At 75.3% G+C, this 22,220-nt stretch carries 23 protein-coding genes; 12 read left to right on the top strand and 11 right to left on the bottom strand.

From position 1 onward, the window contains the following. Positions 1-11: 11 nt before the first annotated feature. Positions 12-617 carry an A24 family peptidase gene (locus EYB28_RS13530; protein ID WP_166848810.1) on the bottom strand — a complete coding sequence of 202 codons (606 nt, stop codon included), beginning with the start codon at positions 615-617 and terminating at the stop codon, positions 12-14. Between the two features lie 117 nt (positions 618-734). Here EYB28_RS13530 and recO point away from each other — a divergent pair, with 117 nt between their 5' ends. The 3 genes from recO to EYB28_RS13515 all read left to right on the top strand — a co-directional run bounded on the left by recO (position 735) and on the right by EYB28_RS13515 (position 3,028). Continuing rightward, positions 735-1,469, top strand: coding sequence for a DNA repair protein RecO (gene recO, locus EYB28_RS13525; RefSeq protein ID WP_166848807.1), 735 nt, complete (start codon positions 735-737; stop codon positions 1,467-1,469). Beyond that, positions 1,469-2,278: an isoprenyl transferase gene (locus EYB28_RS13520; RefSeq protein ID WP_166848804.1), complete on the top strand. Its 810-nt coding sequence runs from the start codon at positions 1,469-1,471 to the stop codon at positions 2,276-2,278. Before recO ends, EYB28_RS13520 begins: the two co-directional genes overlap by 1 nt. A gap of 105 nt (positions 2,279-2,383) precedes the next feature. Continuing rightward, positions 2,384-3,028 (top strand): dihydrofolate reductase family protein, encoded by a 645-nt coding sequence (locus tag EYB28_RS13515; RefSeq protein ID WP_166848801.1) that lies wholly within the window; start codon positions 2,384-2,386, stop codon positions 3,026-3,028. A 51-nt stretch (positions 3,029-3,079) separates the two neighbouring features. Here the strand turns inward: EYB28_RS13515 and EYB28_RS13510 are convergent, their stop codons facing one another. The 8 genes from EYB28_RS13510 to EYB28_RS13475 form a co-directional block, all read right to left on the bottom strand. Continuing rightward, a complete protein-coding gene (locus tag EYB28_RS13510) occupies positions 3,080-3,916 on the bottom strand; it encodes an ABC transporter ATP-binding protein (protein ID WP_166848798.1) in 837 nt (278 codons plus the stop codon). Then, positions 3,909-4,460: a DedA family protein gene (locus EYB28_RS13505; protein WP_240930558.1), complete on the bottom strand. Its 552-nt coding sequence runs from the start codon at positions 4,458-4,460 to the stop codon at positions 3,909-3,911. The genes EYB28_RS13510 and EYB28_RS13505 overlap by 8 nt, the downstream gene beginning before the upstream one ends. Before the next feature lie 72 nt (positions 4,461-4,532). Next, on the bottom strand, positions 4,533-4,964 hold the full coding sequence (locus EYB28_RS13500; RefSeq protein WP_166848795.1) for a Fur family transcriptional regulator: 432 nt from the start codon (positions 4,962-4,964) through the stop codon (positions 4,533-4,535). Next, positions 4,961-5,878, bottom strand: coding sequence for a metal ABC transporter permease (locus EYB28_RS13495; RefSeq protein WP_166852399.1), 918 nt, complete (start codon positions 5,876-5,878; stop codon positions 4,961-4,963). The genes EYB28_RS13500 and EYB28_RS13495 overlap by 4 nt, the downstream gene beginning before the upstream one ends. A gap of 14 nt (positions 5,879-5,892) precedes the next feature. Further along, positions 5,893-6,822 (bottom strand): metal ABC transporter ATP-binding protein, encoded by a 930-nt coding sequence (locus EYB28_RS13490; protein WP_166848792.1) that lies wholly within the window; start codon positions 6,820-6,822, stop codon positions 5,893-5,895. Continuing rightward, entirely contained in the window at positions 6,819-7,793 is a 975-nt protein-coding gene (locus tag EYB28_RS13485) for a metal ABC transporter substrate-binding protein (RefSeq protein WP_166848789.1), read from the bottom strand. Before EYB28_RS13485 ends, EYB28_RS13490 begins: the two co-directional genes overlap by 4 nt. 33 nt (positions 7,794-7,826) lie before the next feature. Beyond that, entirely contained in the window at positions 7,827-9,071 is a 1,245-nt protein-coding gene (locus EYB28_RS13480; RefSeq protein WP_166848786.1) for an RNA polymerase sigma factor, read from the bottom strand. Between the two features lie 9 nt (positions 9,072-9,080). Next, positions 9,081-9,467: a YciI family protein gene (locus tag EYB28_RS13475; RefSeq protein WP_166848783.1), complete on the bottom strand. Its 387-nt coding sequence runs from the start codon at positions 9,465-9,467 to the stop codon at positions 9,081-9,083. Positions 9,468-9,718: 251 nt separating this feature from the next. Here EYB28_RS13475 and EYB28_RS13470 point away from each other — a divergent pair, with 251 nt between their 5' ends. Continuing rightward, positions 9,719-11,104, top strand: a complete 1,386-nt coding sequence (locus tag EYB28_RS13470; protein WP_166848780.1) for a glycine--tRNA ligase — start codon at positions 9,719-9,721, stop codon at positions 11,102-11,104. Between the two features lie 84 nt (positions 11,105-11,188). Here the strand turns inward: EYB28_RS13470 and EYB28_RS13465 are convergent, their stop codons facing one another. Next, a complete protein-coding gene (locus EYB28_RS13465) occupies positions 11,189-12,130 on the bottom strand; it encodes a LysR substrate-binding domain-containing protein (RefSeq protein WP_166848777.1) in 942 nt (313 codons plus the stop codon). Positions 12,131-12,266: 136 nt separating this feature from the next. Between EYB28_RS13465 and EYB28_RS13460 the strand changes: the two genes are divergently transcribed. From EYB28_RS13460 to EYB28_RS13430, 7 genes are all read left to right on the top strand, one after another. Further along, the gene (locus tag EYB28_RS13460) at positions 12,267-13,469 is read left to right on the top strand and encodes an FAD-binding oxidoreductase (RefSeq protein ID WP_205710920.1); all 1,203 of its coding nucleotides are present in this window, start codon (positions 12,267-12,269) and stop codon (positions 13,467-13,469) included. Positions 13,470-13,544: 75 nt separating this feature from the next. Continuing rightward, the gene (locus EYB28_RS13455) at positions 13,545-14,933 is read left to right on the top strand and encodes a VOC family protein (RefSeq protein ID WP_166848773.1); all 1,389 of its coding nucleotides are present in this window, start codon (positions 13,545-13,547) and stop codon (positions 14,931-14,933) included. Next, positions 14,930-16,471 carry an aldehyde dehydrogenase family protein gene (locus EYB28_RS13450; RefSeq protein ID WP_166848770.1) on the top strand — a complete coding sequence of 514 codons (1,542 nt, stop codon included), beginning with the start codon at positions 14,930-14,932 and terminating at the stop codon, positions 16,469-16,471. The genes EYB28_RS13455 and EYB28_RS13450 overlap by 4 nt, the downstream gene beginning before the upstream one ends. Before the next feature lie 93 nt (positions 16,472-16,564). Then, entirely contained in the window at positions 16,565-17,521 is a 957-nt protein-coding gene (locus EYB28_RS13445) for an ABC transporter ATP-binding protein (RefSeq protein WP_166848767.1), read from the top strand. Then, positions 17,518-18,321 carry an ABC transporter permease gene (locus EYB28_RS13440; RefSeq protein ID WP_166848764.1) on the top strand — a complete coding sequence of 268 codons (804 nt, stop codon included), beginning with the start codon at positions 17,518-17,520 and terminating at the stop codon, positions 18,319-18,321. The genes EYB28_RS13445 and EYB28_RS13440 overlap by 4 nt, the downstream gene beginning before the upstream one ends. A gap of 47 nt (positions 18,322-18,368) precedes the next feature. Beyond that, positions 18,369-19,580, top strand: coding sequence for a sensor histidine kinase (locus EYB28_RS13435; protein WP_166848761.1), 1,212 nt, complete (start codon positions 18,369-18,371; stop codon positions 19,578-19,580). Continuing rightward, positions 19,577-20,182 (top strand): response regulator transcription factor, encoded by a 606-nt coding sequence (locus EYB28_RS13430; RefSeq protein ID WP_166848758.1) that lies wholly within the window; start codon positions 19,577-19,579, stop codon positions 20,180-20,182. The genes EYB28_RS13435 and EYB28_RS13430 overlap by 4 nt, the downstream gene beginning before the upstream one ends. Before the next feature lie 16 nt (positions 20,183-20,198). On the opposite strand, the gene EYB28_RS13425 is transcribed toward EYB28_RS13430, so the two are convergent. Continuing rightward, positions 20,199-21,185: a DMT family transporter gene (locus tag EYB28_RS13425; protein ID WP_205710919.1), complete on the bottom strand. Its 987-nt coding sequence runs from the start codon at positions 21,183-21,185 to the stop codon at positions 20,199-20,201. An 86-nt stretch (positions 21,186-21,271) separates the two neighbouring features. Here EYB28_RS13425 and EYB28_RS13420 point away from each other — a divergent pair, with 86 nt between their 5' ends. After that, on the top strand, positions 21,272-22,183 hold the full coding sequence (locus EYB28_RS13420) for a LysR family transcriptional regulator (protein ID WP_166848751.1): 912 nt from the start codon (positions 21,272-21,274) through the stop codon (positions 22,181-22,183). Positions 22,184-22,220: the final 37 nt, after the last annotated feature.

Genomic DNA, 22,220 nt, shown 5'->3' with positions numbered 1-22,220 from the left:
AGCCCGTGCGGTCACGCCGCGAGCCGAACCCCGGTGATCGCCACGGCGGCCCCGAGGAGCATGAACGGGCCGAAGGGGATCGCCGTTGTCCGCGAGGCGCGGCGGGTGACGAGCAGGGCGACGGCGACGAGCCCGCCGAGGACGAACGGGAGCAGCGCGGCGGCCCAGAGTGCCGACCACCCGGACCAGGCGGTGACCGTCCCGAGCATGACGGCGAGCTTGACGTCCCCGCGCCCGAGTCCTGAGGGGCTGACGAGGTGCAGCAGCAGGTAGAGCCCACCCAGTGCCAGCCCGCCGGCCAGGGCGCGCCCGGCGGCGACCCACGTCCCGTCGGCGAGCGCCGCCAGGAGCAGCAGGGCGGCGACGGCGCCCGTCGCCGGGTAGGTGAGGGCGTTCGGCAGCCGGTGGGTGCGCGCGTCGACGACCCCGAGGGCGGCGCCCGCCGCCGCGGCGACGACGAGGGCGGGCGTGGACCAGCCCGGGCCGCTCGCCCAGATCGCCCAGGCCACGGCGGCGGCCGCCGTCCACGCGACGGCACGGCGGTGCGGCGCGATCTCGCCGCGGGCCCGGTCGAGCAGCGGCGGACGCGCCGGGGTCGCCGGCTGGTCGGTGGCCATGCTCGGATGCTACGGCGCCGGGGGCGAGGTCGTGGTTCCGTCCACAGGGTTCACCCGCCAGGTCGTGTGGGGTCGGGAGGGGGCTGACCTGTCGGCGGTACCTGGGACAATGACGACGTGCCCCTGTACCGAGACGACGCGATCGTGCTGCGCACCCACAAGCTGGGCGAGGCGGACCGCATCGTCACGTTCCTGAGCCGCGAGCACGGCAAGATCCGCGGCGTGGGGCGGGGCGTGCGGCGCACGTCCTCGCGGTTCGGGGCACGCCTGGAGCCGTTCATGATGGTCGACGTGCAGCTGCACACCGGCCGGTCCCTGGACACGGTGACCCAGGTGGAGACGATCGGGCCGTACGCCCGGCAGATCTGCGCCGACTACGCCCTGTACACGGCGGGCGCCGCGATGCTGGAGACCGCCGACCGGCTCGTCGCCGCAGAGCACGAGCCGGCGGTGCAGCAGTACTGGCTGCTCGCCGGCGGGCTGCGGGCCCTGGCCGAGCGCACCCACCCGCCGGGCCTGGTGATGGACTCCTACCTGCTGCGGGCCCTGGCGGTGGCCGGGTGGGCGCCGTCGTTCGCCGAGTGCGCCCGCTGCGGCGAGCCCGGCCCGCACCACGCGTTCTCCGTCGGGTCCGGCGGGGCCGTGTGCTCCCGGTGCCGGCCGCCGGGGTCGGCCGCACCCGCCCCCGAGACGTTCACGCTGCTGGGCGCCCTGCTCGGCGGCGACTGGGACGTCGCCGAGGCCGCCGAGCCGCGCCACCGCACCGAGGCGTCCGGGCTGGTGGCCGCGTACTCCCAGTACTACCTGGAGCGCACCCTGCGTTCCCTGCGCATGATCGAGAGAGAGGCCTGATGCCCGCGCGACAGTACGCCGAGCCCTACCCGCACCCCTCGGGTGCGACGCCGCCGCGCATCCCCGCGCAGTTCGTGCCGAACCACGTGGCGATCGTCATGGACGGCAACGGCCGCTGGGCCAACGCGCGCGGCCTGCCGCGGATCGAGGGGCACAAGCAGGGGGAGAAGTCGCTGCTGGACGTCGTGGCCGGGGCCGTGCAGATCGGCGTCAAGCACGTCTCGGCGTACGCGTTCAGCACGGAGAACTGGAAACGGTCGCCCGACGAGGTGCGCTTCCTCATGAACTTCAACCGGGACGTCATCCGCCGGCGGCGGGACGAGATGTCCTCCTGGGGCGTGCGCATCCGGTGGGCCGGGCGCCGGCCGAGGCTGTGGGGCTCGGTGATCAAGGAGCTGCAGGTCGCCGAGGAGATGACCAAGGACAACGACGCCTGCACGCTGACGATGTGCGTCAACTACGGCGGGCGGGCCGAGATCGCGGACGCCGCCGCGGCGATCGCCCGCGAGGCCGCGGCGGGGCGGATCAACCCGGCCCGCGTCACGGAGAAGACGGTGCAGAGGTACCTCGACGAGCCGGACCTGCCCGACGTCGACCTGTTCCTGCGCTCCTCGGGCGAGCAGCGCACCAGCAACTTCATGATCTGGCAGGCCGCCTACGCGGAGATGGTCTTCCTGCCCGAGCCGTGGCCCGACGTCGACCGGCGCCACCTGTGGCGCGCGTGCGAGGAGTTCGCGCGCCGCGACCGCCGGTACGGGGGAGCCGTGGACGCCGTCGGCGACGACCCCGCGGACGCCGCCGCCCGGTGACCCCCGCGCGTCGTCACCCCAGCGCGGCGATGAGTCCGGAGCCGCTCCCCGGTCCTTGCTCCTGACCGGCGCCCGACCGCGGGCGCCAGGACAGGGGAGCGGACCATGGGAGTCATCGACATCGAGCTGTTCGCCACGCTCGACCTCGTCGGGCAGGCGCCCGGCGGCCCCGAGGAGGACCCCGCCGGGTTCGCCTTCGGCGGGTGGCAGGCGCCCCTGATCGACGAGGTCGCCGGGGCGCAGATCGCGGCCGCGTACGAGGGCACGGACGCCCTGCTGCTCGGCCGGCGGACGTACGACATCTTCGCGTCCTACTGGCCCCACCAGGAGGGCGGCGCGGACGACGACATCGCCACGCTGTTCAACCGGGTGCCGAAGTACGTGGCCTCCCGCGGGCGGCCCGACCTGCCGTGGGCCGGCTCCGCGCATCTCGGGCCCGACCTGCCCGCGGCGGTGCGCGAGGTCCGCGACCGGCACGAGCGGGTCAAGGTCGTCGGGAGCCTGGACCTCGTGCAGACCCTGCTGCACGAGAAGCTCTTCGACCGCCTCGACCTGTGGGTGCACCCGATCGTCCTCGGCGCCGGCAAGAAGGTGTTCGACGGGGGCGAGGTGCCCACCAACCTCACCCTCCTCGAACCTCCGGCCGCCGGGCCCAAGGGCGCGGTGCTGCTGCGCTACGGGCTCGCCGACGGCGTCCCGGCGACGGGCGACATGAGCGCGCCCGACCGCGGCGTCGGCCAGGGCGGCTGACCGCCCCCGACGGCGGGCCCGGCACGCCCGGCCCGGGACACGGGGTCCCGGTCAGGCGGCGCCGTCGGCCCGGTGCCGCCCGACCGGCACCACCAGCGGCGTGCCGGACACCGGGTCGGGCACCACGCGGGCCGTGAGGCCGAAGGCGTCGCGCACCGCGTCCTCGGTGAGCACGTCGCCGGGGGCGCCCTCGGCGACGATCCGCCCGGCGCTCATCACCACCAGGTGGTCGGCGTACCGGGCGGCCAGGTTCAGCTCGTGCAGCACCATGACCACGGTCGTGCCGCGCTCGCGGTTGAGGTCGGCCAGCAGGTCCAGCAGCTCGACCTGGTGGGCGACGTCGAGGAACGTGGTCGGCTCGTCGAGGAGCACGACGTCGGTCTCCTGCGCGAGCACCATCGCGATCCACACGCGCTGGCGCTGGCCGCCGGACAGCTCCGCGACGGGCCGGTCGGCCAGGTCGGCGATGCCCGTGGACTCCAGCGCGCGGGCCACGACGGCGTCGTCGTCGGTGGTGTGCCGGGCGAACCAGCCCTGGTGCGGGTAGCGGCCGCGGGCCACGAGCTCCGCGACCCGCACGCCCTCCGGGGCGAGGGACGACTGCGGCAGCACGCCGACGGACCGGGCCAGCTCCCGCCGCGACAGGGACGCGACGTCCCGGCCACCGAGCGTGACGTGCCCGCCGTCCAGGGGGTGCAGGCGCGCCAGGCCCCGCAGCAGCGTCGACTTGCCGCAGGCGTTCGGGCCCACGATCGCGGTGACCCGGCCCGCGGGCAGGGCGAGGTCGAGGTCGGTGATGACGCGCAGCCCCTCGTATCCGAGGCTCACGCCGTGGGCGCGCAGGGTCACGTCCGCCGCGGCCGGACGTCCGGTGGCGGACTCAGGCATCCTGGCGCTCCTCGGCCGTGCGCCCGGCGCGCCGCGCCAGCCGGTACGCCACCCAGGCGACGAGCGCGACGAACCCGGCGCCGAGGACGGCGAGCGTCACGGGGTGGGTGATCCCCAGCATGACGGCGGCGTTCACCGCCGCCGACCCGACCGTCGTCCAGATGCCCGCCCACACGGCGCAGCCGACGAGCAGCGCCACCAGGTAGCGGGCGTACGGCATCCGGAGGTACCCGGCGGAGAGGTTCACGAGGGTCTGGACCCCGACGGTGAAGAAGCTCAGCGTGACGGCGGGCGGCCCCCACCGGTTGACCCGGTCGATGACGGCGGCGGCGCGCGGGCGGGCGAGCGCGTCGGCGACCCGGCCCTTCGCGGTGCCGCGCGCGACGCCCCGCCCGGCCCAGTAGGTGGCCTGCGCCCGCACCAGCACGATGCCGAACGCCGCCAGGTACACCACCCAGAACGGCACGCCCGCGATGGTGAAGACGCCGGTGCCGCCCTCGGCGGGTGCGGTCTCGGCGAGCAGGCGCTGGGTCGTGGCGGTCACGACGCCATTGTGCCTGACTGAGGTTTGCCTGCCCTCATCTCGGATGCGGCGGCGGTCACACGCGGGACCCGGTCATGCGCGGCACTGCGCGCAGGTGCCCCACAGCTCGACGGTGTGCTCGATGTCGGCGAACCCGTGCGAGGCGCCGACGGTCGCGGCCCACGACTCGACCGTGGGCCCGTCGATCTCCACGGCCGTGCCGCAGACGCGGCACACCAGGTGGTGGTGGTGCTCGCTGCGCTCGCAGCGCCGGTACAGGCTCTCGCCGTCCTCGCCGCGCAGCACGTCCACCTCGCCGACGTCGGCCATGGTCTGCAGCGTGCGGTACACGGTCGCGAGCCCGACGGCGTCGCCGCGCGAGCGCACGAGCTCGTGGAGCTGCTGGGCGCTGCGGAACTCGTCGGTGTCGCCGAGCGCGTCGGCCACCGCCGCGCGCTGGCGGGTGTTGCGCGGCGCGGTCCTGCCCGGCCGGGCGGCCGCCGGGCGCGGCTGGGTGTCGTTCACGGTGTGCACTCCTCCTCACGGTCTCCGGCCCGCGGTGCGGTGACCGCGACGTCGTCGGGGATGTCGGGGTGGGGGTCGGCCGGCGGGCGACGGCGGGACAGCAGCGGCTGCAGCGCCGCCACGACCGCGTACACGCCGATGGCGAGCACGACGATCAGGGCGCCCGGCGACACATTGTGCCAGTACGTGATCGACAGCCCGGTCACGCAGACCACCACGCCGATGGTGGAGGCAGCGAGCATCGTGCGGCGGAACGAGTGCGTGAGGAGCTGGCCGATCGCGACGGGCACGATCATCAGGGCGGAGACCAGCAGGAGCCCCACCACCCGCATCGCGACGGTGACCGTGAGGGCCGCCAGCACGGCGACGGCCATGTTCAGCGCCCAGACCGGCAGCCCCGAGGAGATGGCGAACTCCTCGTCGTGGCTCACGGAGAACAGCGCGCCGCGCAGGCCCAGCCCGATCGCGAGGATGAGGCCGCACAGCACCACGGTGACCCACACGTCCGCCGTGGTGACGGTGGAGATGGAGCCGAACAGGTAGGCCATGAGGCTGCCCGACGAGCCGCCGGCCAGGCCGATGAGCAGCACGCCGCCCGCGATGCCGCCGTAGAACAGGATGGCCAGGGCCAGGTCGCCGGAGGTCCGGCCGCGCCGGCGGACCACCTCGATGAGCACGGAGCCGGCCACGGCGGCGACGACGGCGCCGGGTACCGCCAGCACGTCGTCGGGGACCAGGCCCATCGCGGCGCCGACCAGCCAGCCGAGCGCCACACCGGTGAGCGCGACGTGCCCGATACCGTCGCCGAGGAGCGCGAGACGCCGCTGTACCAGGTAGGTGCCCACGACCGGGGCGCTGAGGCCGACGAGCAGCGCCGCCAGGAGGGCGCGCTGCATGAACGGGTCGGTCACCATTCCCCACAGGCCGCTCACTGCGCCGTCCTCTCGTCGTCGGTGCCGTCGAACCCGCCGTCGAACCTGCCGCCGGCCGTGCCCAGGCCGGCCTCGAACGGGCCTCCGGGCGGGCACACGTCCTGCGTGTGCACCGTGCGGGGCCGGGCGTGGGGGTGGACGTGGTCGTGTCCGGGGACCCCGTGCCCGGGCTGCGGTGCGGGGGGCGCGCCGTCGTGCACCACCGTGCCGTGCCGCAGCACCACCGCGCGCTGCACCAGCGGCGCGAGCTCGCCGAGCTCGTGCAGGACGACGAGCACCGTCAGCCCGTCGTCGACGAGGCGGGTCATCGTGGCGGCGAAGGCCTCCTGGCTCGGCCGGTCGACGCCGGCGACGGGCTCGTCCAGGACGAGCACCTCGGGGCGGCGCACGAGGGCGCGGGCGATGAGCACGCGCTGCTGCTGGCCGCCGGAGAGCTGGTGGGTGGGACGCTTGGCCCGGTCGGCGAGCCCGACGAGGTCGAGGGCCTCACGCGCCCGGGCGCGCCAGCCGCGCGGGAGGCGCAGGCGCCGCCCGTGCAGCAGCCCGGAGGCCACGACCTCCTCGGCGGTCGACGGCACACCGGCCGCGGCGCTGACCCGCTGCGGCACGTAGCCGACCCGCGCCCACGGCACGCCGGCGTCGAGCGGGTGGCCCAGCAGGCGCACGTCGCCGGCCGTGACGGGCAGGACGCCGACGAGGGTGCGCACGAGGGTCGACTTGCCGGAGCCGTTCGCCCCGAGGAGCGCGACGACCTCGCCGCGGCGGACGGTGAGGTCCACGCCCCGCAGCACGGGACTGGCGCCCAGGCGGACGTGGACGTCGTGGGCCTCGATCACGGGCGAGGCCTCGCCGCCCGTGCTAGGCGCCCCGCCGGCCGCCGGCGCGGTGCCGGCCCGCGGAGTCGTGGTGTCCGTCGCGTGGGTCATGCGCAGCCGAGCCCTTCGGTGAGTGCCGCCAGGTTCTCCTCCATGACGGACACGTAGTCGTCGCCCGCCGCGGTCTGGTCCTCGGACAGCCCCTCGAGCGGGTTGAGGACGGCCGTGCCGACACCGAGGTCGTCCGCGAGCGTCTCGGCGACCTTGGGGCTGGTGAGCGTCTCGGTGAAGATCGTCGTCACGTCGTTCTCCTCGACGATGCCACCCACCTCGCGCAGTCGCGCGGGGGAGGGCTCCGTCTCGGGGTCGAGGCCGACGATCCCGATCTGCTGAAGGTCGTAGCGCTCGGCGAGGTAGCCGAACGCCTCGTGCGACGTCACCAGGGTGCGGGAGTCGCACTGCGCCAGCGCGTCGGAGTACTCGCCGTCGAGGTCGGTGAGCCGCTTCTCCAGCGCCTCGGCATTCTGCGCGTACGCGGCCGCGTGCTCCGGGTCGGCGTCCCCGAGCGAGGCGGCGACGGCGTGCGCGACGGGCGTCAGGCGGGTGGGGTCGAGCCAGAAGTGCGGGTCGAGCGCGGAGGCGTGGTCGTGCCCGTCGTCCGCGCCCTCGTCCTCGGCGTGCTCGTCCTCGCCGGCGTGCTCCTGCTCGGTGCCCGGGTGCTCCTCGAGCGTCACGACGTCGGACGTGTCGATCACCCGCTCGGGCGACTGGGTCTCCACGGCCTCGTCGACGGCGTTCTGGAACCCCGAGGAGTACAGGACGAGGTCGGACGTGCCGATCTCGCGCACCTGCGCGGGCGACAGCTCCAGGTCGTGCGGCTCGGCGGCCGGCGGGGTGAGGTTGTCCACGGTGACGAGGTCGCCGCCGACCTGCTGGGCCACGTACTGCAGCGGGTAGAAGGACGCGAGGACCTGGAGCCCGTCGCCGCCGGAGCCGCCGCCGTCCTCGGTGGAGCACGAGGCGAGGACCGCCGGCAGGGCGAGCAGGGGGAGGGCGGCGAGAGCCGCACGACGACGAAGCATGAGAACGATTCTCAGTTCATGGGACGGTGCTTGTCAATCACGGCCCCTGTGACGTAGGGAACTCGCCGCGAGCGTGTCGCGGCGCGCCGCCAGGTGGTCGCGGTGCGCGGGGTCGTGGGTCAGCGACAGGGCCTTGTCGTAGGCCGCCGCGGCCTCGTCGCGCCGGCCGAGCCGGGCGAGGAGGTCGGCGCGCACGGCCCAGGCGGGCTGGTACCGCGCGGCCCGGTCGCCGACGGCGTCGAGCGCGGCGATCCCCGCCTCGGGGCCGTCCGTCTCGCCGACGACCGCGGCCAGCGCGACGGCGCCGCCCGTCGTCGGCGCGACGCGCTGCAGGGCCTCGTGCAGCCGGCGCAGCGTCGCCCAGTCGGGCGCCTCGCCCGCGCGGCGCGCGCAGTGCACCGCCTGGACGGCGGCCTCGAGCTGGAAGCGGCCCAGCGCGCCCCGGGCGTGCGCTGCGCGCAGGTGCTCGTGCGCCCGCGCGACGCGCGCCGCGTCCCACCGGGTGGGGTCCTGCTCGGCGAGCGGGACGAACCTGCCCCGGTCGTCGGTGCGCGCCGCCTCCCGCGCCGACGACAGCAGGACGAGCGCGGCGAGCCCGCGCGCCTCGGCGTCGTCCGGTGCGAGGTGCGCCAGGACCTCGGCCAGGCGCAGCGCCTCCGGCGGCAGCCGTCGCGGCTCGGGCGCGGCGGTGGACCACTCGATGACGTACGCGCCGTACACGGCCTCGAGCACGTCGGCCATGCGGTCCGGCAGGTGCGAACGGTCCGGCGTCGTGAACGGCACGCGTACCTCCTTGACCCGCCGCTTCGCGCGCACCAGGCGGGTGGCCATCGTGACCCGGGGTACGGCGAAGACGTCCGCGACCTGCTCGGCGGTGAAGCCGAGCACCACGTTGAGCATGAGCGGCGTGCGGGCGGCGGGCGCGATCGCCGGGTGGGCGCAGACCAGCAGGAGCTCGAGCCGGCGGTCGCCGACGGCGTCCGGGTCCACGTCGTCGAGGTGCACGGGCGCGTGGCGCTCGACGACCAGCGGGGCCGTCCGGCGCAGCTCCGCGGACCGCCAGCGGTCGCGCTGGCGGTTGCGGGCCACCGTGAGCAGCCAGCCCGCGGGGTTGGCCGGCACGCCGTCGCGCGGCCAGGTGCGCAGCGCGCGCTCCAGGGCGTCGGCGAGGGCGTCCTCGGCGGACTGCAGGTCGCCGTCGGCGGCCGCCAGCACCGCGACGAGACGACCGTAGCCGTCCCGCGCGGCGGCGGCCGCCTCGTCGTAGGCGTCTCGCACGGTGCCGTCCTACGCGGCGGGGCCGGACGCCGTCCACGCGCCGTCGACGATCGACGTGGCCACCGGGCGGACCTCCACGGAGCCGTAGGTCGCCCCCGGGCACTTCTCCGCCCAGGCGATCGCGGCGTCGCCGTCGGGCACCTCGATGATGAAGACGCCGGCGAGCGCCTCCTTCGTCTCGGCGAACGGCCCGTCCTGGACCTGCGTGGTGCCGGTGCGGCGCGTGACCGTCGTGGTGGCGTCCGAGAACTGCAGGACCTCGCCGGCCACGAGCACCCCGGCGTGGACCAGCGCGTCGGCGTACTCGGCGAAGAGGCGCTCCATCTCGGCCAGGCCCTCCGCGGGGATCTCGCCGGGCGCGGGCTCGGGGTTGTGCAGCAGCAGTGCGTAGCGCATCGTCCGTCTCCTTCGTCGTGAGCGGCCCGCGTGCGCGGGCTCACCATGGTGACGATCGAGCCGCCCCCGGATCGTCACCGTGCGCGCCGCCGGGCCGAACCGGCCCGCGGGGCGGGCCGGTAGGCTGGGTCCGCACCGCGGCCGGCCGGGGCCGGTCCACCCATCGTGGACCCGGCGTGCCGGCCGTGCCGCACCGAACCCCGTACCAGGCCCCACGAGCCACGTGGCGGCCCGACACCCAGGAGTGATCCGTGGCAGCACCGTCCGCCCAGCTCGACGCCGTCGTCGCCCTCGCCAAGCGGCGAGGTTTCGTCTTCCAGTCCGGGGAGATCTACGGCGGGACGCGCTCCGCGTGGGACTACGGCCCCCTGGGCGTCGAGCTCAAGGAGAACATCAAGAAGCAGTGGTGGAAGGCGATGACGCGTCGTGACGACGTCGTCGGCCTCGACTCCGCGGTGATCCTGCCGACGCCCGTGTGGGTCGCCTCCGGGCACCTCAAGGCGTTCAACGACCCGCTGACGGAGTGCCTGAGCTGCCACAAGCGGTTCCGCGAGGACCAGATGCTCGAGGAGTTCGAGGAGAAGAAGGGCCGCGCGCCCGAGGGCGGCCTCGACGAGATCGCCTGCCCGAACTGCGGCACCCGCGGGCAGTGGACCGCCCCGCGCGACTTCAACATGATGCTCAAGACGTACCTCGGCCCGGTCGAGGACGAGTCCGGGCTGCACTACCTGCGGCCCGAGACCGCGCAGGGCATCTTCGTGAACTTCAGCAACGTCGCGTCGGCGGCGCGCAAGAAGCCGCCGTTCGGCATCGCGCAGATCGGCAAGTCGTTCCGCAACGAGATCACGCCGGGCAACTTCATCTTCCGCACGCGCGAGTTCGAGCAGATGGAGATGGAGTTCTTCGTCGAGCCCGGCACCGACGCCGAGTGGCACCAGTACTGGATCGACCTGCGCCGCGACTGGTACGTCGACCTGGGCGTCGACCCGGAGAACCTGCGCCTGTACGAGCACCCGAAGGACAAGCTGTCGCACTACTCGACGCGCACCGTCGACATCGAGTACCGCTTCGGCTTCACCGGCAGCGAGTGGGGCGAGCTCGAGGGCATCGCCAACCGCACGGACTTCGACCTCACGACGCACGCGGAGCACTCGGGCAAGGACCTGTCGTACTTCGACCAGGCCTCGGGCGAGCGCTGGGTCCCGTACGTCATCGAGCCGGCCGCGGGCCTGACCCGCTCGCTCATGGCGTTCCTCATCGAGGCGTACGCCGAGGACGAGGCTCCCAACGCCAAGGGCGGCGTCGACAAGCGCACCGTGCTGCGCCTCGACCCGCGCCTCGCGCCGGTCAAGGCGGCCGTGCTGCCGCTGAGCCGCAACGAGCGGCTGTCGCCCAAGGCGCGCGACCTCGCGGCCGAGCTGCGCACGCACTGGAACGTCGACTTCGACGACGCGGGGGCGATCGGCCGCCGCTACCGTCGCCAGGACGAGATCGGCACGCCGTTCTGCATCACCGTCGACTTCGACACGCTCGACGACGACGCCGTGACGATCCGGCACCGCGACTCGATGACTCAGGAGCGCGTCGCCCTCGACAAGGTCACCGGCTACCTGGGTCAGCACCTGATCGGCGTCTGACCCGCACCCTCGACCCGATCGTTGTGGGTACGACCATGGCGAGGATCCGCCGACGGATCCTCGCCATTGTCGTACCCACAACGATCACAGGGCGACGTGGGTGGTGTGCACCACCTGCTCGATGACGGCCGCGACCGCGTCGAGCGCGGGCCGGCGGGGCGCCGAGACCGGTTCGAGCAGCACGATCTCGCGCTCGACGACGTCGCGCAGCATGCTGGTGCGCAGCTCGCCGGCCGGGCGCAGGCCCCGCATCAGCCCGGTGGCCAGCGCCACGCCGAGGCCCTGCGCGACCAGCGCCAGCGTCGTGGACGTGTCGTTGACCTCGTGCGCCGCCCGGGGCTCGAAGCCCGCCGCCCGGCACGCGTACCGCACCGCGGCGCCGTAGTGGGTCGGCATGGGCGGCAGGATCCACGGCTGCTCGGCGAGGTCCGCCAGGTGCACCCGCTCGGGCAGCCCCGACAGCGGCGCGGAGACGACCGCGAAGCGCTCCGTGCGCAGCGGCCGCAGCGCCGTGCCCGGCAGCCGGGGGATGGGGGCCGCGGGGTAGTCCAGCCCCAGCCCGAGGTCGACGTCGCCGCGCCGCACCGCCGTGGCGACGTCGTCGACCGTGAGCTCGTAGCCCGCCAGGACGATCCCCGGGTGCCGCTCGGCCACCTCCGCGACCAGGCGCGGCAGCAGGCCCGCCGTCACCGTGGCGAACGCGCCCACCCGCACGGTGCCGACCGCGTCGCCGGTGGCGGCACGCGCCGCGTCGACCGCCTCGCGCTGCGCGGTCAGCAGGCTCTCGGCGCGCGCGGCCAGCGCCGCCCCCGCCTCGGTGAGGACGACGCCGCGCCCGTGCGCGCTCACGACGTCGGTGCCGAGGGCGCGGGCCAGGGCGGCGAGCTGGTGCGACACCGCCCCCGTCGTGTACCCGAGGGCGCCCGCGGCGGCCGTCATCGTGCCGTGCTCGGACAGCGCGCGCAGGGCGCGCAGCCCCGCCCACGGCAGGTCGCGGGGGGCGACGTCCCACGGTGCGATGCTCATCGCTCCAGCCTACGACCGTTCAGAGATTCTCGACGGTCGTGACGACGAACCTTCGATGGTGCTGGACGCTCCGGCCGGTCCACGATGGGTCCAGGACGCAGGAGCCGCACGGACGAGGAGGTCGGGGTGGTGAGCGATGGCCCACGGTGACGCCCGCGGCACGCGGCCGCTGCCTGCCGCGGCCGAGGTGGTCGTCGTGGGCGGCGGGGTCATGGGCGCGTCGGTCGCGTACCACCTGGCGCGCGACGGGTCCGACGTCCTCCTCGTCGAGTCCGGCGAGCTGGCCGGCGGCAGCTCCGGCAAGCCGATCGGCGGGGTGCGCGCCCACTTCTCCGAGGCGGCCAACGTGGCGCTCGGGCTGCGCAGCCTCGAGCTGTTCGAGGACTTCGCCAGCCTCCCGGGAGCGGACATCGGCCTGGAGCAGCACGGCTACCTGTTCGCGCTGCCCACCGGCGCCGACGTGGCGGCGTTCGAGGCCTCCGCGGCGATGCAGCGGGGGCTCGGCGTCGACAGCCGGATGCTCGACGTCGCCGAGGCCCGCCGCCTCAACCCCTACCTGAGCGCCGGGTACGCCGGCGCCGCCTGGACGCCCCGCGACGGGTGGGCCCGGCCGCGCGCCGTCGTCGAGGGCTACGCCGCTGGCGCCGAGCGGCACGGCGCCCGGGTGCGCACGCACGCCGCGGTGACCGCCGTCGCGCACGACGGCGACCGGTGGCAGGTGGCCACCACCCGCGGCACCACGACCGGCTCCGCCCTCGTGCTGTGCGCCGGCGCGTGGTCCCGGGCGGTGGGCGCCATGGTCGGCCTCGACCTGCCCGTGGACCCCGTGAAGCGGCAGGTCGCGTTCACCGCGCCGCTCGACCCCGCACCGCCGCGCCTGCCGTTCACCATCGACTTCGGCACCACCTACTACCTGCACAACGCGGACGCCCCCGGCACCCTGCTGCTCGGCGCCAGCGACCCAGACACCCCGGTCGCCTTCGACACCGCCTACGACGCCGGGTGGGAGCCCTTCCTGCACGGCCTCGCGGCCCGCGCCACGCCGTCGCTCGCCGACGTGCCGCTGACCGGCGGCTGGGCCGGGCTGTACGAGACGACCCCCGACCACGACGCCCTGATCGGCGAGGCGGACGCGCCCGCCGGCGGCCGCGTGCTGTACGCCTGCGGGTTCTCCGGGCACGGCTTCCTCCAGGGGCCCGCCGTGGGGGAGGCGGTCGCCGACCTGTACGCCGGGCGGGCGGGGCCCGCCCGCCGGGGCGTCGACGTGTCCGCGTTCACCGCCGAGCGCTTCGCCGCGGCCGGCGCGGGGGCCGTGCGGCACGAGGCGAACATCATCTGAACCGCACGATCCGACGCACGATTCGACGCACGATTCGACCAGGCCCGGCGATCCCGGGCAGGAGGGAGCACGGCGGTGACGTCCGACGAGTTCTACGCACCGTGGCAGCTGCGCGCGGCGTTCGCGCGGTCGCTGTCCGACATGTACGGGCGCGAGGTGCCCGCGTACACGACGCTGCTGGAGGTGTCGCACGAGGTCAACGCCGACGTCGTCGCCGCCCGCGGCGCGGACGCCGAGCGGCTCGGGTCCATCGACCGGGTCACCGCCGAGCGGCACGGCGCCATCCGGGTCGGCACGCCCACCGAGATCTCGCAGGTGGCACGGATCTTCGGCGCCATGGGCATGCACCCGGTGGGCTTCTACGACCTGCGCGACGCCTCGAGCTCGTCCGTCCCCGTGATCTCGACGGCGTTCCGCCCGGTCGACCGCGCCGAGCTGGCCCGCAACCCGTTCCGCGTCTTCACGTCCATGCTCGTGCCGGGCGACCGCCGGTTCTTCACCGCCGACCTGCAGGAGCGCCTGGAGAGGTTCCTCGCGGCGCGGACCCTGTTCGGCCCGGACCTGCTGGCGCTCGCGGACCGCGCGGAGGCCGACGGCGGGCTCGCGGCGACCGACGCCGCGGAGTTCCTGCGCCTGGCCACCGAGGCCTTCGAGCTGTCCCACGAGCCCGTCGACCAGGCCTGGTACCGGGAGCTGGAGGCGGTCTCGGCCGTCGCGGCCGACATCGGCGGCGTCGCCTCCACGCACATCAACCACCTCACGCCGCGCGTGCTCGACATCGACGACCTGTACGCGCGCATGGAGGCGCGCGGCATCACGATGATCGACCGCGTCCAGGGTCCGCCGCTGTGGGAGGGGCCGGACGTGCTGCTGCGGCAGACGTCGTTCCGGGCGCTCGCCGAGCCGCGGACGTTCCGCACGCCCGACGGCGACGTCGTGCAGGACTCCCTGCGCGTGCGCTTCGGCGAGGTCGAGGCGCGCGGCATCGCGCTGACCCGCGAGGGGCGCGCCCGGTACGACGAGGCGATCGTGCGGGGCGCCACGCCCGAGGTGTGGCGCGAGACGTTCCCCGACACCGAGGCCGGGCTGATCGAGGCCGGGCTCGGCTACTTCACGTACGAGGTGCCCACCGGGTCGGGCGCCGCCGGCCCCGGAGACGTGCGGCGCGAGCCGGTCGTCTACGAGGACTTCCTGCCGCGCTCGGCGGCCGGCATCTTCCAGTCCAACCTCACGGACGAGGGCTCCAAGGACGCCAGCCAGGCGGGCGAGGAGCGCGACGCCGACTGGATGGCCGGCGCCGTCGGACGCGAGCTGCACGACCCCTTCGACCTCTACGCGGCGCAGGTGGCGGCCTCCCTCACGGCCGCCGCCGACCGCCTCGGCGTGGCGCCGGCGACCCTGGCCGCGACGCCGTCGACGGAGCCCATGACCAGCCCCACGACCAGCACGGGAGCCGACGCATGACCACCACGACCACCACCCCCCTCACCGTCGAGCTGCGCGACGCCGCCACCGCCGCGCTGAGCCGGCTGGGCGCCGACCTGCCCGCGGCCCCCGCGTCCGGCGGGCTGCCCGTCGTCTCGCCGCTGTCCGGGGAGCCCGTCGTCACCCTGCCCGAGGACACCGCGGACGACGTCGCGGCCGCCGTCGGCGCCGCGGCGGACGCCTTCCGCGCCTGGCGCGCCGTGCCCGGCCCGGCACGCGGCGCGGTGATCAAGCGCCTCGGTGACCTGCTCACCGAGCACAAGGACGACCTGGCCGAGCTCGTGACCATCGAGGCGGGCAAGATCGGTTCGGAGGCCGCCGGCGAGGTCCAGGAGATGATCGACATCTGCGACTTCGCCGTCGGGCTCTCGCGGTCCCTCGGCGGGCGCACGATGCCGTCCGAGCGGCCGGGCCACCGGCTCATGGAGCAGTGGCACCCCCTCGGCGTCGTCGGCGTGGTCAGCGCCTTCAACTTCCCCGTGGCCGTGTGGTCGTGGAACACCGCCGTCGCGCTGGTGTGCGGCGACACGGTCGTGTGGAAGCCGAGCGAGAAGACGCCGCTGACGGCGCTCGCGTCGAACGCGCTGCTGCGCCGGGCGCTGCGCGAGGCCGGGCACCCCGCCGAGATCAGCAGCGTCGTCGTCGGCGGGCGTGAGGCGGGCGAGGCGCTCGTGTCGGACACCCGGGTGGCTCTCCTGTCCGCGACCGGCTCGGAGCGCATGGGCCGGCAGGTGGCCCCGGCCGTCGCCGCCCGCGGCGGGCGCTACCTGCTGGAGCTCGGCGGCAACAACGCGGCCGTCGTCGCGCCGTCGGCCGACCTCGACCTCGCCGTGCGCGGCATCGTGTTCGCCGCGGCTGGCACCGCGGGTCAGCGGTGCACGTCGCTGCGGCGCCTCATCGTGCACTCGTCCGTGGTGGACGACGTCGTGGCGCGGCTGGAGCGTGCCTACACCGGCCTGCCGGTGGGGGACCCGCGCGCCGAGGGCACGCTGGTGGGCCCGCTGACCGACGCGGCGGCGCGGGACGCGATGGCCGCCGCCCTGGACGAGGCACGGGCGGACGGCGGCACCGTCGTCGTCGGCGGCGAGCCCGTCGAGGTCGAGGGTGCCCCGGGGGCGGCGTACGTCGCGCCGGCGCTCGTGCGCATGCCGGCCCAGACCGACGTGGTGCGGCGGGAGACGTTCGCGCCGATCCTCTACGTCATGTCCTACGACACCCTGGACGAGGCGATCGCGCTGCACAACGACGTCCCGCAGGGGCTGAGCAGCGCCATCTTCACGCTCGACGTGCGCGAGGCCGAGACGTTCCTGTCCGAGGGCGGCTCCGACTGCGGCATCGTCAACGTGAACATCGGCACGTCGGGGGCGGAGATCGGCGGCGCGTTCGGCGGCGAGAAGTCCACCGGCGGCGGGCGCGAGTCCGGCTCGGACGCGTGGAAGCAGTACATGCGGCGCGTCACCAACACCGTGAACTACTCCACCGAGCTGCCCCTCGCCCAGGGGGTCAACTTCGGCTGACCCCGTCGGCGCCGCCTCGCCATGACAGATGTCATGGCGAGGCGGTGACAGGCGGCTCTCCAGGTCAGGGCGCCGGGCGGTGAGGATCGAGGCATGACCTCGACCACCGCACCCACCCCCGCGCTGAGCCTGCGGGGGCTGCGCAAGGAGTTCGCCTCGCCCGCCGGCCCCGTCCGCGCGGTCGACGGCGTCGACCTGGAGATCGCCCCCGGCGAGGTGGTGGCCTTCCTCGGCCCCAACGGCGCGGGCAAGACCAGCACGATCGACATGGTGCTCGGACTGAGCGCCCCGACCTCCGGCACGGTCCGCGTCTTCGGCGCGGACCCCGCCGACGCGATCGCCGCCGGCCGCGTCGCCGCCGTCATGCAGACCGGCGGGCTGCTGCGCGACATCACCGTCGCCGAGACCGTCGCGCTCACCGCGGCGCTGTTCGGCAGCTCGGGGTCGCCGGTGCCCTACCTCGAGCGCGCCGGCATCGCCGACCTCGCCGACCGCATGGTCGGCACGTGCTCGGGCGGCCAGCAGCAGCGGCTGCGCTTCGCCATGGCGCTCGTCAGCGAGCCCGACCTCCTCCTGCTCGACGAGCCCACCACCGGCATGGACGTGGAGGGCCGCCGCGAGTTCTGGGCCGCCATCCGTGCCGACGCCGCCGCCGGCCGCACCGTCGTCTTCGCCACGCACTACCTGGAGGAGGCCGACACGTACGCCGACCGCGTCGTGCTGGTCAGCGAGGGCCGCGTCGTGGCCGACGGCTCCACGACCGAGGTCAAGAGCCTCGCGTCGGGGCGCACGGTGAGCGCCCGCGTCGACGACGACGGCGAGCGCGCGGCCGTCGCCGCGCAGCTGCGCGCCCTGCCTGTCGTGGACGCCATCGACCACCGCGGGTCGCGGCTCGTCGTGCGCACCGCCGACTCCGACGACGTCGCCCGCTTCCTGCTCACGCAGACCGCCGCGAGGGACCTCGAGGTCGCCTCCGACAACCTCGAGGACGCGTTCGTCGCCCTCACGACCGCCGCGACCGCGTCGCCCCTGGACGGAGCCACCCGATGAGCACCACGACCCCGACCGCCCCGGCGGGCACGACGCGCACGAGCGGAGCGCGGCCCCGCGTCCCGGTCGCGACGGCGGTGCGCACCTACCTCGCCGTCGAGCTGCGCCGCTCGCTGCGCAACCGGCGGTCGCTGATCTTCTCGGTGGTGATGCCGCCCGTCTTCTTTCTCATCTTCGGCCTGCAGGGCGACTACGCGGACCAGAGCGCTGGGAACGGCAACGTGACCGCGTGGATCGCCGTCTCGATGGCGCTCTACGGCGCGATGGTCACCGCCACGGGCGGCGGGGCGAGCGTCTCGGTGGAGCGCGCCCAGGGCTGGACCCGGCAGCTGCGGCTCACGCCGCTGCGGCCCACCGTCTACGTCGTGGTCAAGCTCGCCGCCGCGATGGCGCTCGGCGCGGTCTCCGTCGCGGTCACCCTGGCGGTGGCAGCGGCCACCGGGGCGCAGATGCCCGTGGGCGCCTGGATCCTGTGCGCCCTGCTCGCCTGGGTGGGCTCCCTCGTCTTCGCGGCCTTCGGCCTGTTCATGGGCTACCTGCTCCCGGCGGAGAACGTCATGCAGATCCTCGGACCGGTGCTCGCGCTCCTCTCCTTCGGCGGCGGACTGTTCGTGCCGCTGGGCGACGGCTGGTGGGCCACCGTGGCGCAGCTCTTCCCGACGTACGGCCTGGCCGAGCTGGTGCACGCGCCCCTCGGCGGCGACCTGGGTGTCGGGGCCGTCGTGAACGTGGTCGCCTGGGCCGCGATCTTCTCGGCCGGCGCCGCGTGGCGGTTCCGCAAGGACACGGCCCGGGTGTGAGCGGCCGGACCCGTCCGGCGCCCGCCGGGCGTGGCACCGTGGGGGACGTGACCACGACGCCCCCCACCGGCACCTCCGCCGACGGGCCCCGCGCGGAGGGCGCCCCCGCGCCGGACCCCGTCGGCCCGCCGCGGATCGGCCCGGTCCTCGCCGTCGTCTGGGTCGTGTTCCTCGCCGAGCCGTTCACCGCCTCGCTGGACGCCGCCGACCCGGCGCTCCGTGTGCTCGGCGTCCTGGGGGTGCTCGGTGTGGCGGCGGTGTTCGTCGTCGCGGTGCTGCGCCTGCGCGGGGGCCGCACGATGCGGCGAGGCACCGCCCTCGCCCTGCTGGCGGCGCAGACGGCGTGCGTCGCCGTGAGCTGCCTGGCCGCCCGGGAGCACGGGCTGGTGGGACTGGTCTTCGTGTGCGTCACCGCGATCTACACGTTGCGCGGTCGGGCACCGCTGGCCGTCGTGGCCGGCAGCGTGGTGGTGATGGTCGTGCTGCCGCGGGTGCTGCCCGGCTGGCAGGTCGAAGACGGCAACGTCCTCGCCGTCGTCCTGGCGAGCCTCGCCGTCTACGGCTTCCTGCAGGTCATCGACCGCAACCGCCGCCTGCGGGAGGCGCAGCAGGAGGTCGCCGACCTGGCGGTCGCCCGCGAGCGCGAGCGGATCGCCCGCGACATGCACGACGTCCTCGGGCACTCCCTCACGGTCGTCTCGGTCAAGGCCGAGCTCGCCGCCCGGCTCCTGCGGGCCGGGGCACCGCCGGACGGCGCCTCCGGGCCGCAGGCACGCGCGGCGCAGGAGGTGGCGGAGATCCAGGACCTGGCGCGCGGCGCCCTGGCGGACGTGCGCGGCATGGTGGCCGGGCAGCGCCGCGTCACGCTGGCCGCGGAGCTCGCGGCCGCCCGTTCCGCCCTCGACGCCGCCGGCATCGCCGCGCAGCTGCCCGGCGCCGTCGACGCGGTGCCGGCCGAGCGGCGTGAGCTGTTCGGCTGGGTGCTGCGCGAGGCCACCACCAACGTGCTGCGGCACGCGGGCGCCTCGCACGTGGTCGTCACCGTGACCGCCGACTCGCTCGTCGTGGACGACGACGGCCGAGGGCCCGGCGACGCGCGTCACGCTGCCGGCCACGGGCTCACGGGCCTCGCGGCGCGCGCCCGGGCGGCCGGCGCGGTCCTGGAGACCGGGCCCGGGCCCCTCGGCGGCTTCCGCCTCGCCGTCGTCGCGCGGCCGGCCGACGGCGATGCCGCGACCGGTGCCAGGATCGTCCCGTGATCCGACTGCTGCTCGCCGACGACCAGGCCCTCGTGCGCGGCGCCCTCGCCGCGCTGCTCGACCTCGAGAGCGACCTGGACGTGGTCGCCCAGGTGGGGCGCGGCGACGAGGTGCTCGACGCCGCCCGCGACTCCGGCGCCGACGTGGCCCTGCTCGACGTCGAGATGCCCGGCCTCGACGGGATCGCGGCCGCCGCCCGGCTCCGCGAGGACCTCCCGTCGTGCCGGTCCCTGATCGTGACGACGTTCGGGCGCCCCGGCTACCTGCGCCGTGCCCTCGACGCCGGCGCGAGCGGGTTCGTCGTCAAGGACACCCCGGCGGAGCAGCTCGCCGACGCCGTGCGGCGCGTGCACGCCGGGCTGCGCGCCGTCGACCCCGACCTGGCGGTGGCGTCGCTCGCGGTGGGGGACAGCCCCCTGACGGAGCGGGAGGCGCACGTGCTCGCGCTCGCCGCCGACGGCGGGACGGTCGCGCTGATCGCCGCCGAGGCCTTCCTCTCCGAGGGCACGGTGCGCAACTACCTCTCGTCGGCGATGGGCAAGACGGGCGGGCGCACCCGGGCCGAGGCCGTGCGGATCGCCCGCGAGAACGGCTGGCTCTGAGAACGCTCCCGGCCTGCTACGACGACGAGTCGACGGTCGAGGTCGTCTCCGCATCCCGAGCGGCGCCCCAGCGCCGGACCGTGACGGTCGCGAGCCCGATCGCGGCCACCGTCAGGAGCATCCCCGCGTACTGGGACGGAGTCGGGCGCTCGTGGAGCACCAGCGTGCCCAGCGCGATGGCGGCCACGGGCTGCAGGAGCATCAGGGCGGCCGCCCGGCCGGCGGGCAGCCGGACCGAGCCGTACCCGATGAGCAGGAACGCCGTCACCTGACCGCCGAGCGCCACGGCCGTCAGCCATCCCCAGGCGTGCGGGGGCAGCGAGAGGTCGACGCCGCCGGCGAGCGTCCCGGCCGCCCCGATGACGACGGCGGCCGCGGCGGTGGCGGTGGCCGTAGGGGTGACGACCATGCGACGGTCGGCGGCGCTCGCGGGGCGGAGCGCGTACAGGAACCCCGCGTAGCAGATCCCGGCGGCGATCCCGAGCACCGTCCCGCGGACGGGGTGCGGGGCGCCGGGGTCGGCGTCGAGCAGCCCGCCGGTCAGGGCGAGCCCCACGACCATCACCGGCAGCGCGAGGAGGAAGCGCCGCGGCACGTGCTCGCCGCCGAGGACGCGGGCCAGGAGCGGGAACGCCACGACCTGGATGCCGATGAGGACCGTCGCCACCCCTGCGCCGGCGTCCAGGACGCTCTGCGTCCACATGAGGTAGTCGACGCCGAGCAGCGCACCCGCGAGGGTGCCGCACCGCAGCATCTGCCGCGGCGGCCGCCCGTACCGCCGCTGCTCCAGCAGCGCGAGCGGCACGAGCACCAGCAGGGCCAGGGCGCACCGCAGGAAGGCCGCGGTGTCCGCCGTCGCGCCCGAGAGCGTGATGAACGTCGACGACGCCCCTACCAAGAGGCACCCGAGGACGAGCGTGAGCGCCGCCGCCGGGTCGTGCACCGCCGAACCGTCGTGCGGTGGGGCAGGTCGAGGGCCGTGGGTGTCGGTCGTGTGCGCCACCCGTCGATCGTTCCAAGGCAAACTGCTAACCTCAATAGAGGATTTCTTCTTCTTATTGATCAGTTGCACTGAACGGACGGGGTGTCATGCAGCAGTGGGACCGGCTCCGGGTCTTCGACGCGGTCGCCACGCACGGTTCGGTCCGGGCGGCGGCCGAGGAGCTCTACGTCAGCAGCTCGGCCGTGAGCCAGCAGCTGCGCAAGCTCGAACGGGAGCTCGGGACGACGCTGGTCGAGCCCTCCGGTCGCGGGATCCGGCTCACCGGCGCCGGCGTGGTGCTCGCCCGGCACGCGCGCGGGGTGCGCCGGGCGGTGCGGCAGGCCGACGACGAGCTGACGGCCATCTCGGGGGAGGTCGGCGGCCGGTTGCGTATCGGCGGGGTGATGTCGGCGATCCGGACCCTCATCGGCCCGGCGGTGGCGCGCCTGGTCGCGGACCACCCCCGCGTGGAGCCCGTGATCGTGGACGGGGAGGCGCCCGAGTTCGTCGAGATGCTGGCCGGGAGACGCCTCGACGCCGCGATCGTCGAGACCTGGGCGAGCAACAGCTTCGCGCGGCTGTCCTCGCTGCACGCCGACCTGCTGCTCGACGAGCCGGTGGACATGGCGGTGCCGGCCGGCCTCGCGCCGCGGCCACGCAGCGTCGTCGAGGCCGCCGACCACCCGTGGGTCGTCTGCCCCGCGGGCAGCGGGCCGTACGAGACCGTCGTCGACGTGCTCCGCCACGCCGGGCTGGACCCGGACATCCGCTACGAGATCAGCTCGTACACAGGACAGCTCGACCTGGTCGCCAGCGGGCTGGCGGTCGCGCTGGTGCCGCGGCTCGCCCGGGCGAGCGCCGACGAGCGGGGCGTCGTCTTCGTCGAGCCCGAGGCTCCGCTGCGGCGCCGGCTCCACCTGGTCACCCGGCGCGACGACGAGCGGCCGGTCGTCGCCGCGCTCACCGCGTCGTTGCTGCGGCAGCGCGACCTCCTCGGACCGGCGGAGGGCGGCGTGTGACGCGCGCCGCGCCGCCGTCCGCCCGCCCGCGGCGTCG

Source organism: Isoptericola sp. BMS4 (genome assembly GCF_011634835.1).
Lineage (GTDB): Bacteria > Actinomycetota > Actinomycetes > Actinomycetales > Cellulomonadaceae > Isoptericola.
The sequence above is the reverse complement of the archived record's forward strand: the minus strand, read 5'-3'. Positions and strand labels throughout refer to the sequence as shown.

Excerpts from the sequence above, each read along its gene's own strand:
- EYB28_RS13510 (WP_166848798.1), bottom strand. The coding sequence starts at position 3,916 with ATGCCTGAGTCCGCCACCGGACGTCCGGCCGCGGCGGACGTGACCCTG.
- EYB28_RS13440 (WP_166848764.1), top strand. The coding sequence starts at position 17,518 with ATGAGCACCACGACCCCGACCGCCCCGGCGGGCACGACGCGCACGAGC.
- EYB28_RS13450 (WP_166848770.1), top strand. The coding sequence starts at position 14,930 with ATGACCACCACGACCACCACCCCCCTCACCGTCGAGCTGCGCGACGCC.
- EYB28_RS13515 (WP_166848801.1), top strand. The coding sequence starts at position 2,384 with ATGGGAGTCATCGACATCGAGCTGTTCGCCACGCTCGACCTCGTCGGG.
- EYB28_RS13475 (WP_166848783.1), bottom strand. The coding sequence starts at position 9,467 with ATGCGCTACGCACTGCTGCTGCACAACCCCGAGCCCGCGCCCGGCGAG.
- EYB28_RS13460 (WP_205710920.1), top strand. The coding sequence starts at position 12,267 with ATGGCCCACGGTGACGCCCGCGGCACGCGGCCGCTGCCTGCCGCGGCC.
- EYB28_RS13485 (WP_166848789.1), bottom strand. The coding sequence starts at position 7,793 with ATGCTTCGTCGTCGTGCGGCTCTCGCCGCCCTCCCCCTGCTCGCCCTG.
- EYB28_RS13530 (WP_166848810.1), bottom strand. The coding sequence starts at position 617 with ATGGCCACCGACCAGCCGGCGACCCCGGCGCGTCCGCCGCTGCTCGAC.
- EYB28_RS13445 (WP_166848767.1), top strand. The coding sequence starts at position 16,565 with ATGACCTCGACCACCGCACCCACCCCCGCGCTGAGCCTGCGGGGGCTG.
- EYB28_RS13495 (WP_166852399.1), bottom strand. The coding sequence starts at position 5,878 with ATGGTGACCGACCCGTTCATGCAGCGCGCCCTCCTGGCGGCGCTGCTC.
- EYB28_RS13520 (WP_166848804.1), top strand. The coding sequence starts at position 1,469 with ATGCCCGCGCGACAGTACGCCGAGCCCTACCCGCACCCCTCGGGTGCG.
- EYB28_RS13420 (WP_166848751.1), top strand. The coding sequence starts at position 21,272 with ATGCAGCAGTGGGACCGGCTCCGGGTCTTCGACGCGGTCGCCACGCAC.
- EYB28_RS13490 (WP_166848792.1), bottom strand. The coding sequence starts at position 6,822 with ATGACCCACGCGACGGACACCACGACTCCGCGGGCCGGCACCGCGCCG.
- EYB28_RS13465 (WP_166848777.1), bottom strand. The coding sequence starts at position 12,130 with ATGAGCATCGCACCGTGGGACGTCGCCCCCCGCGACCTGCCGTGGGCG.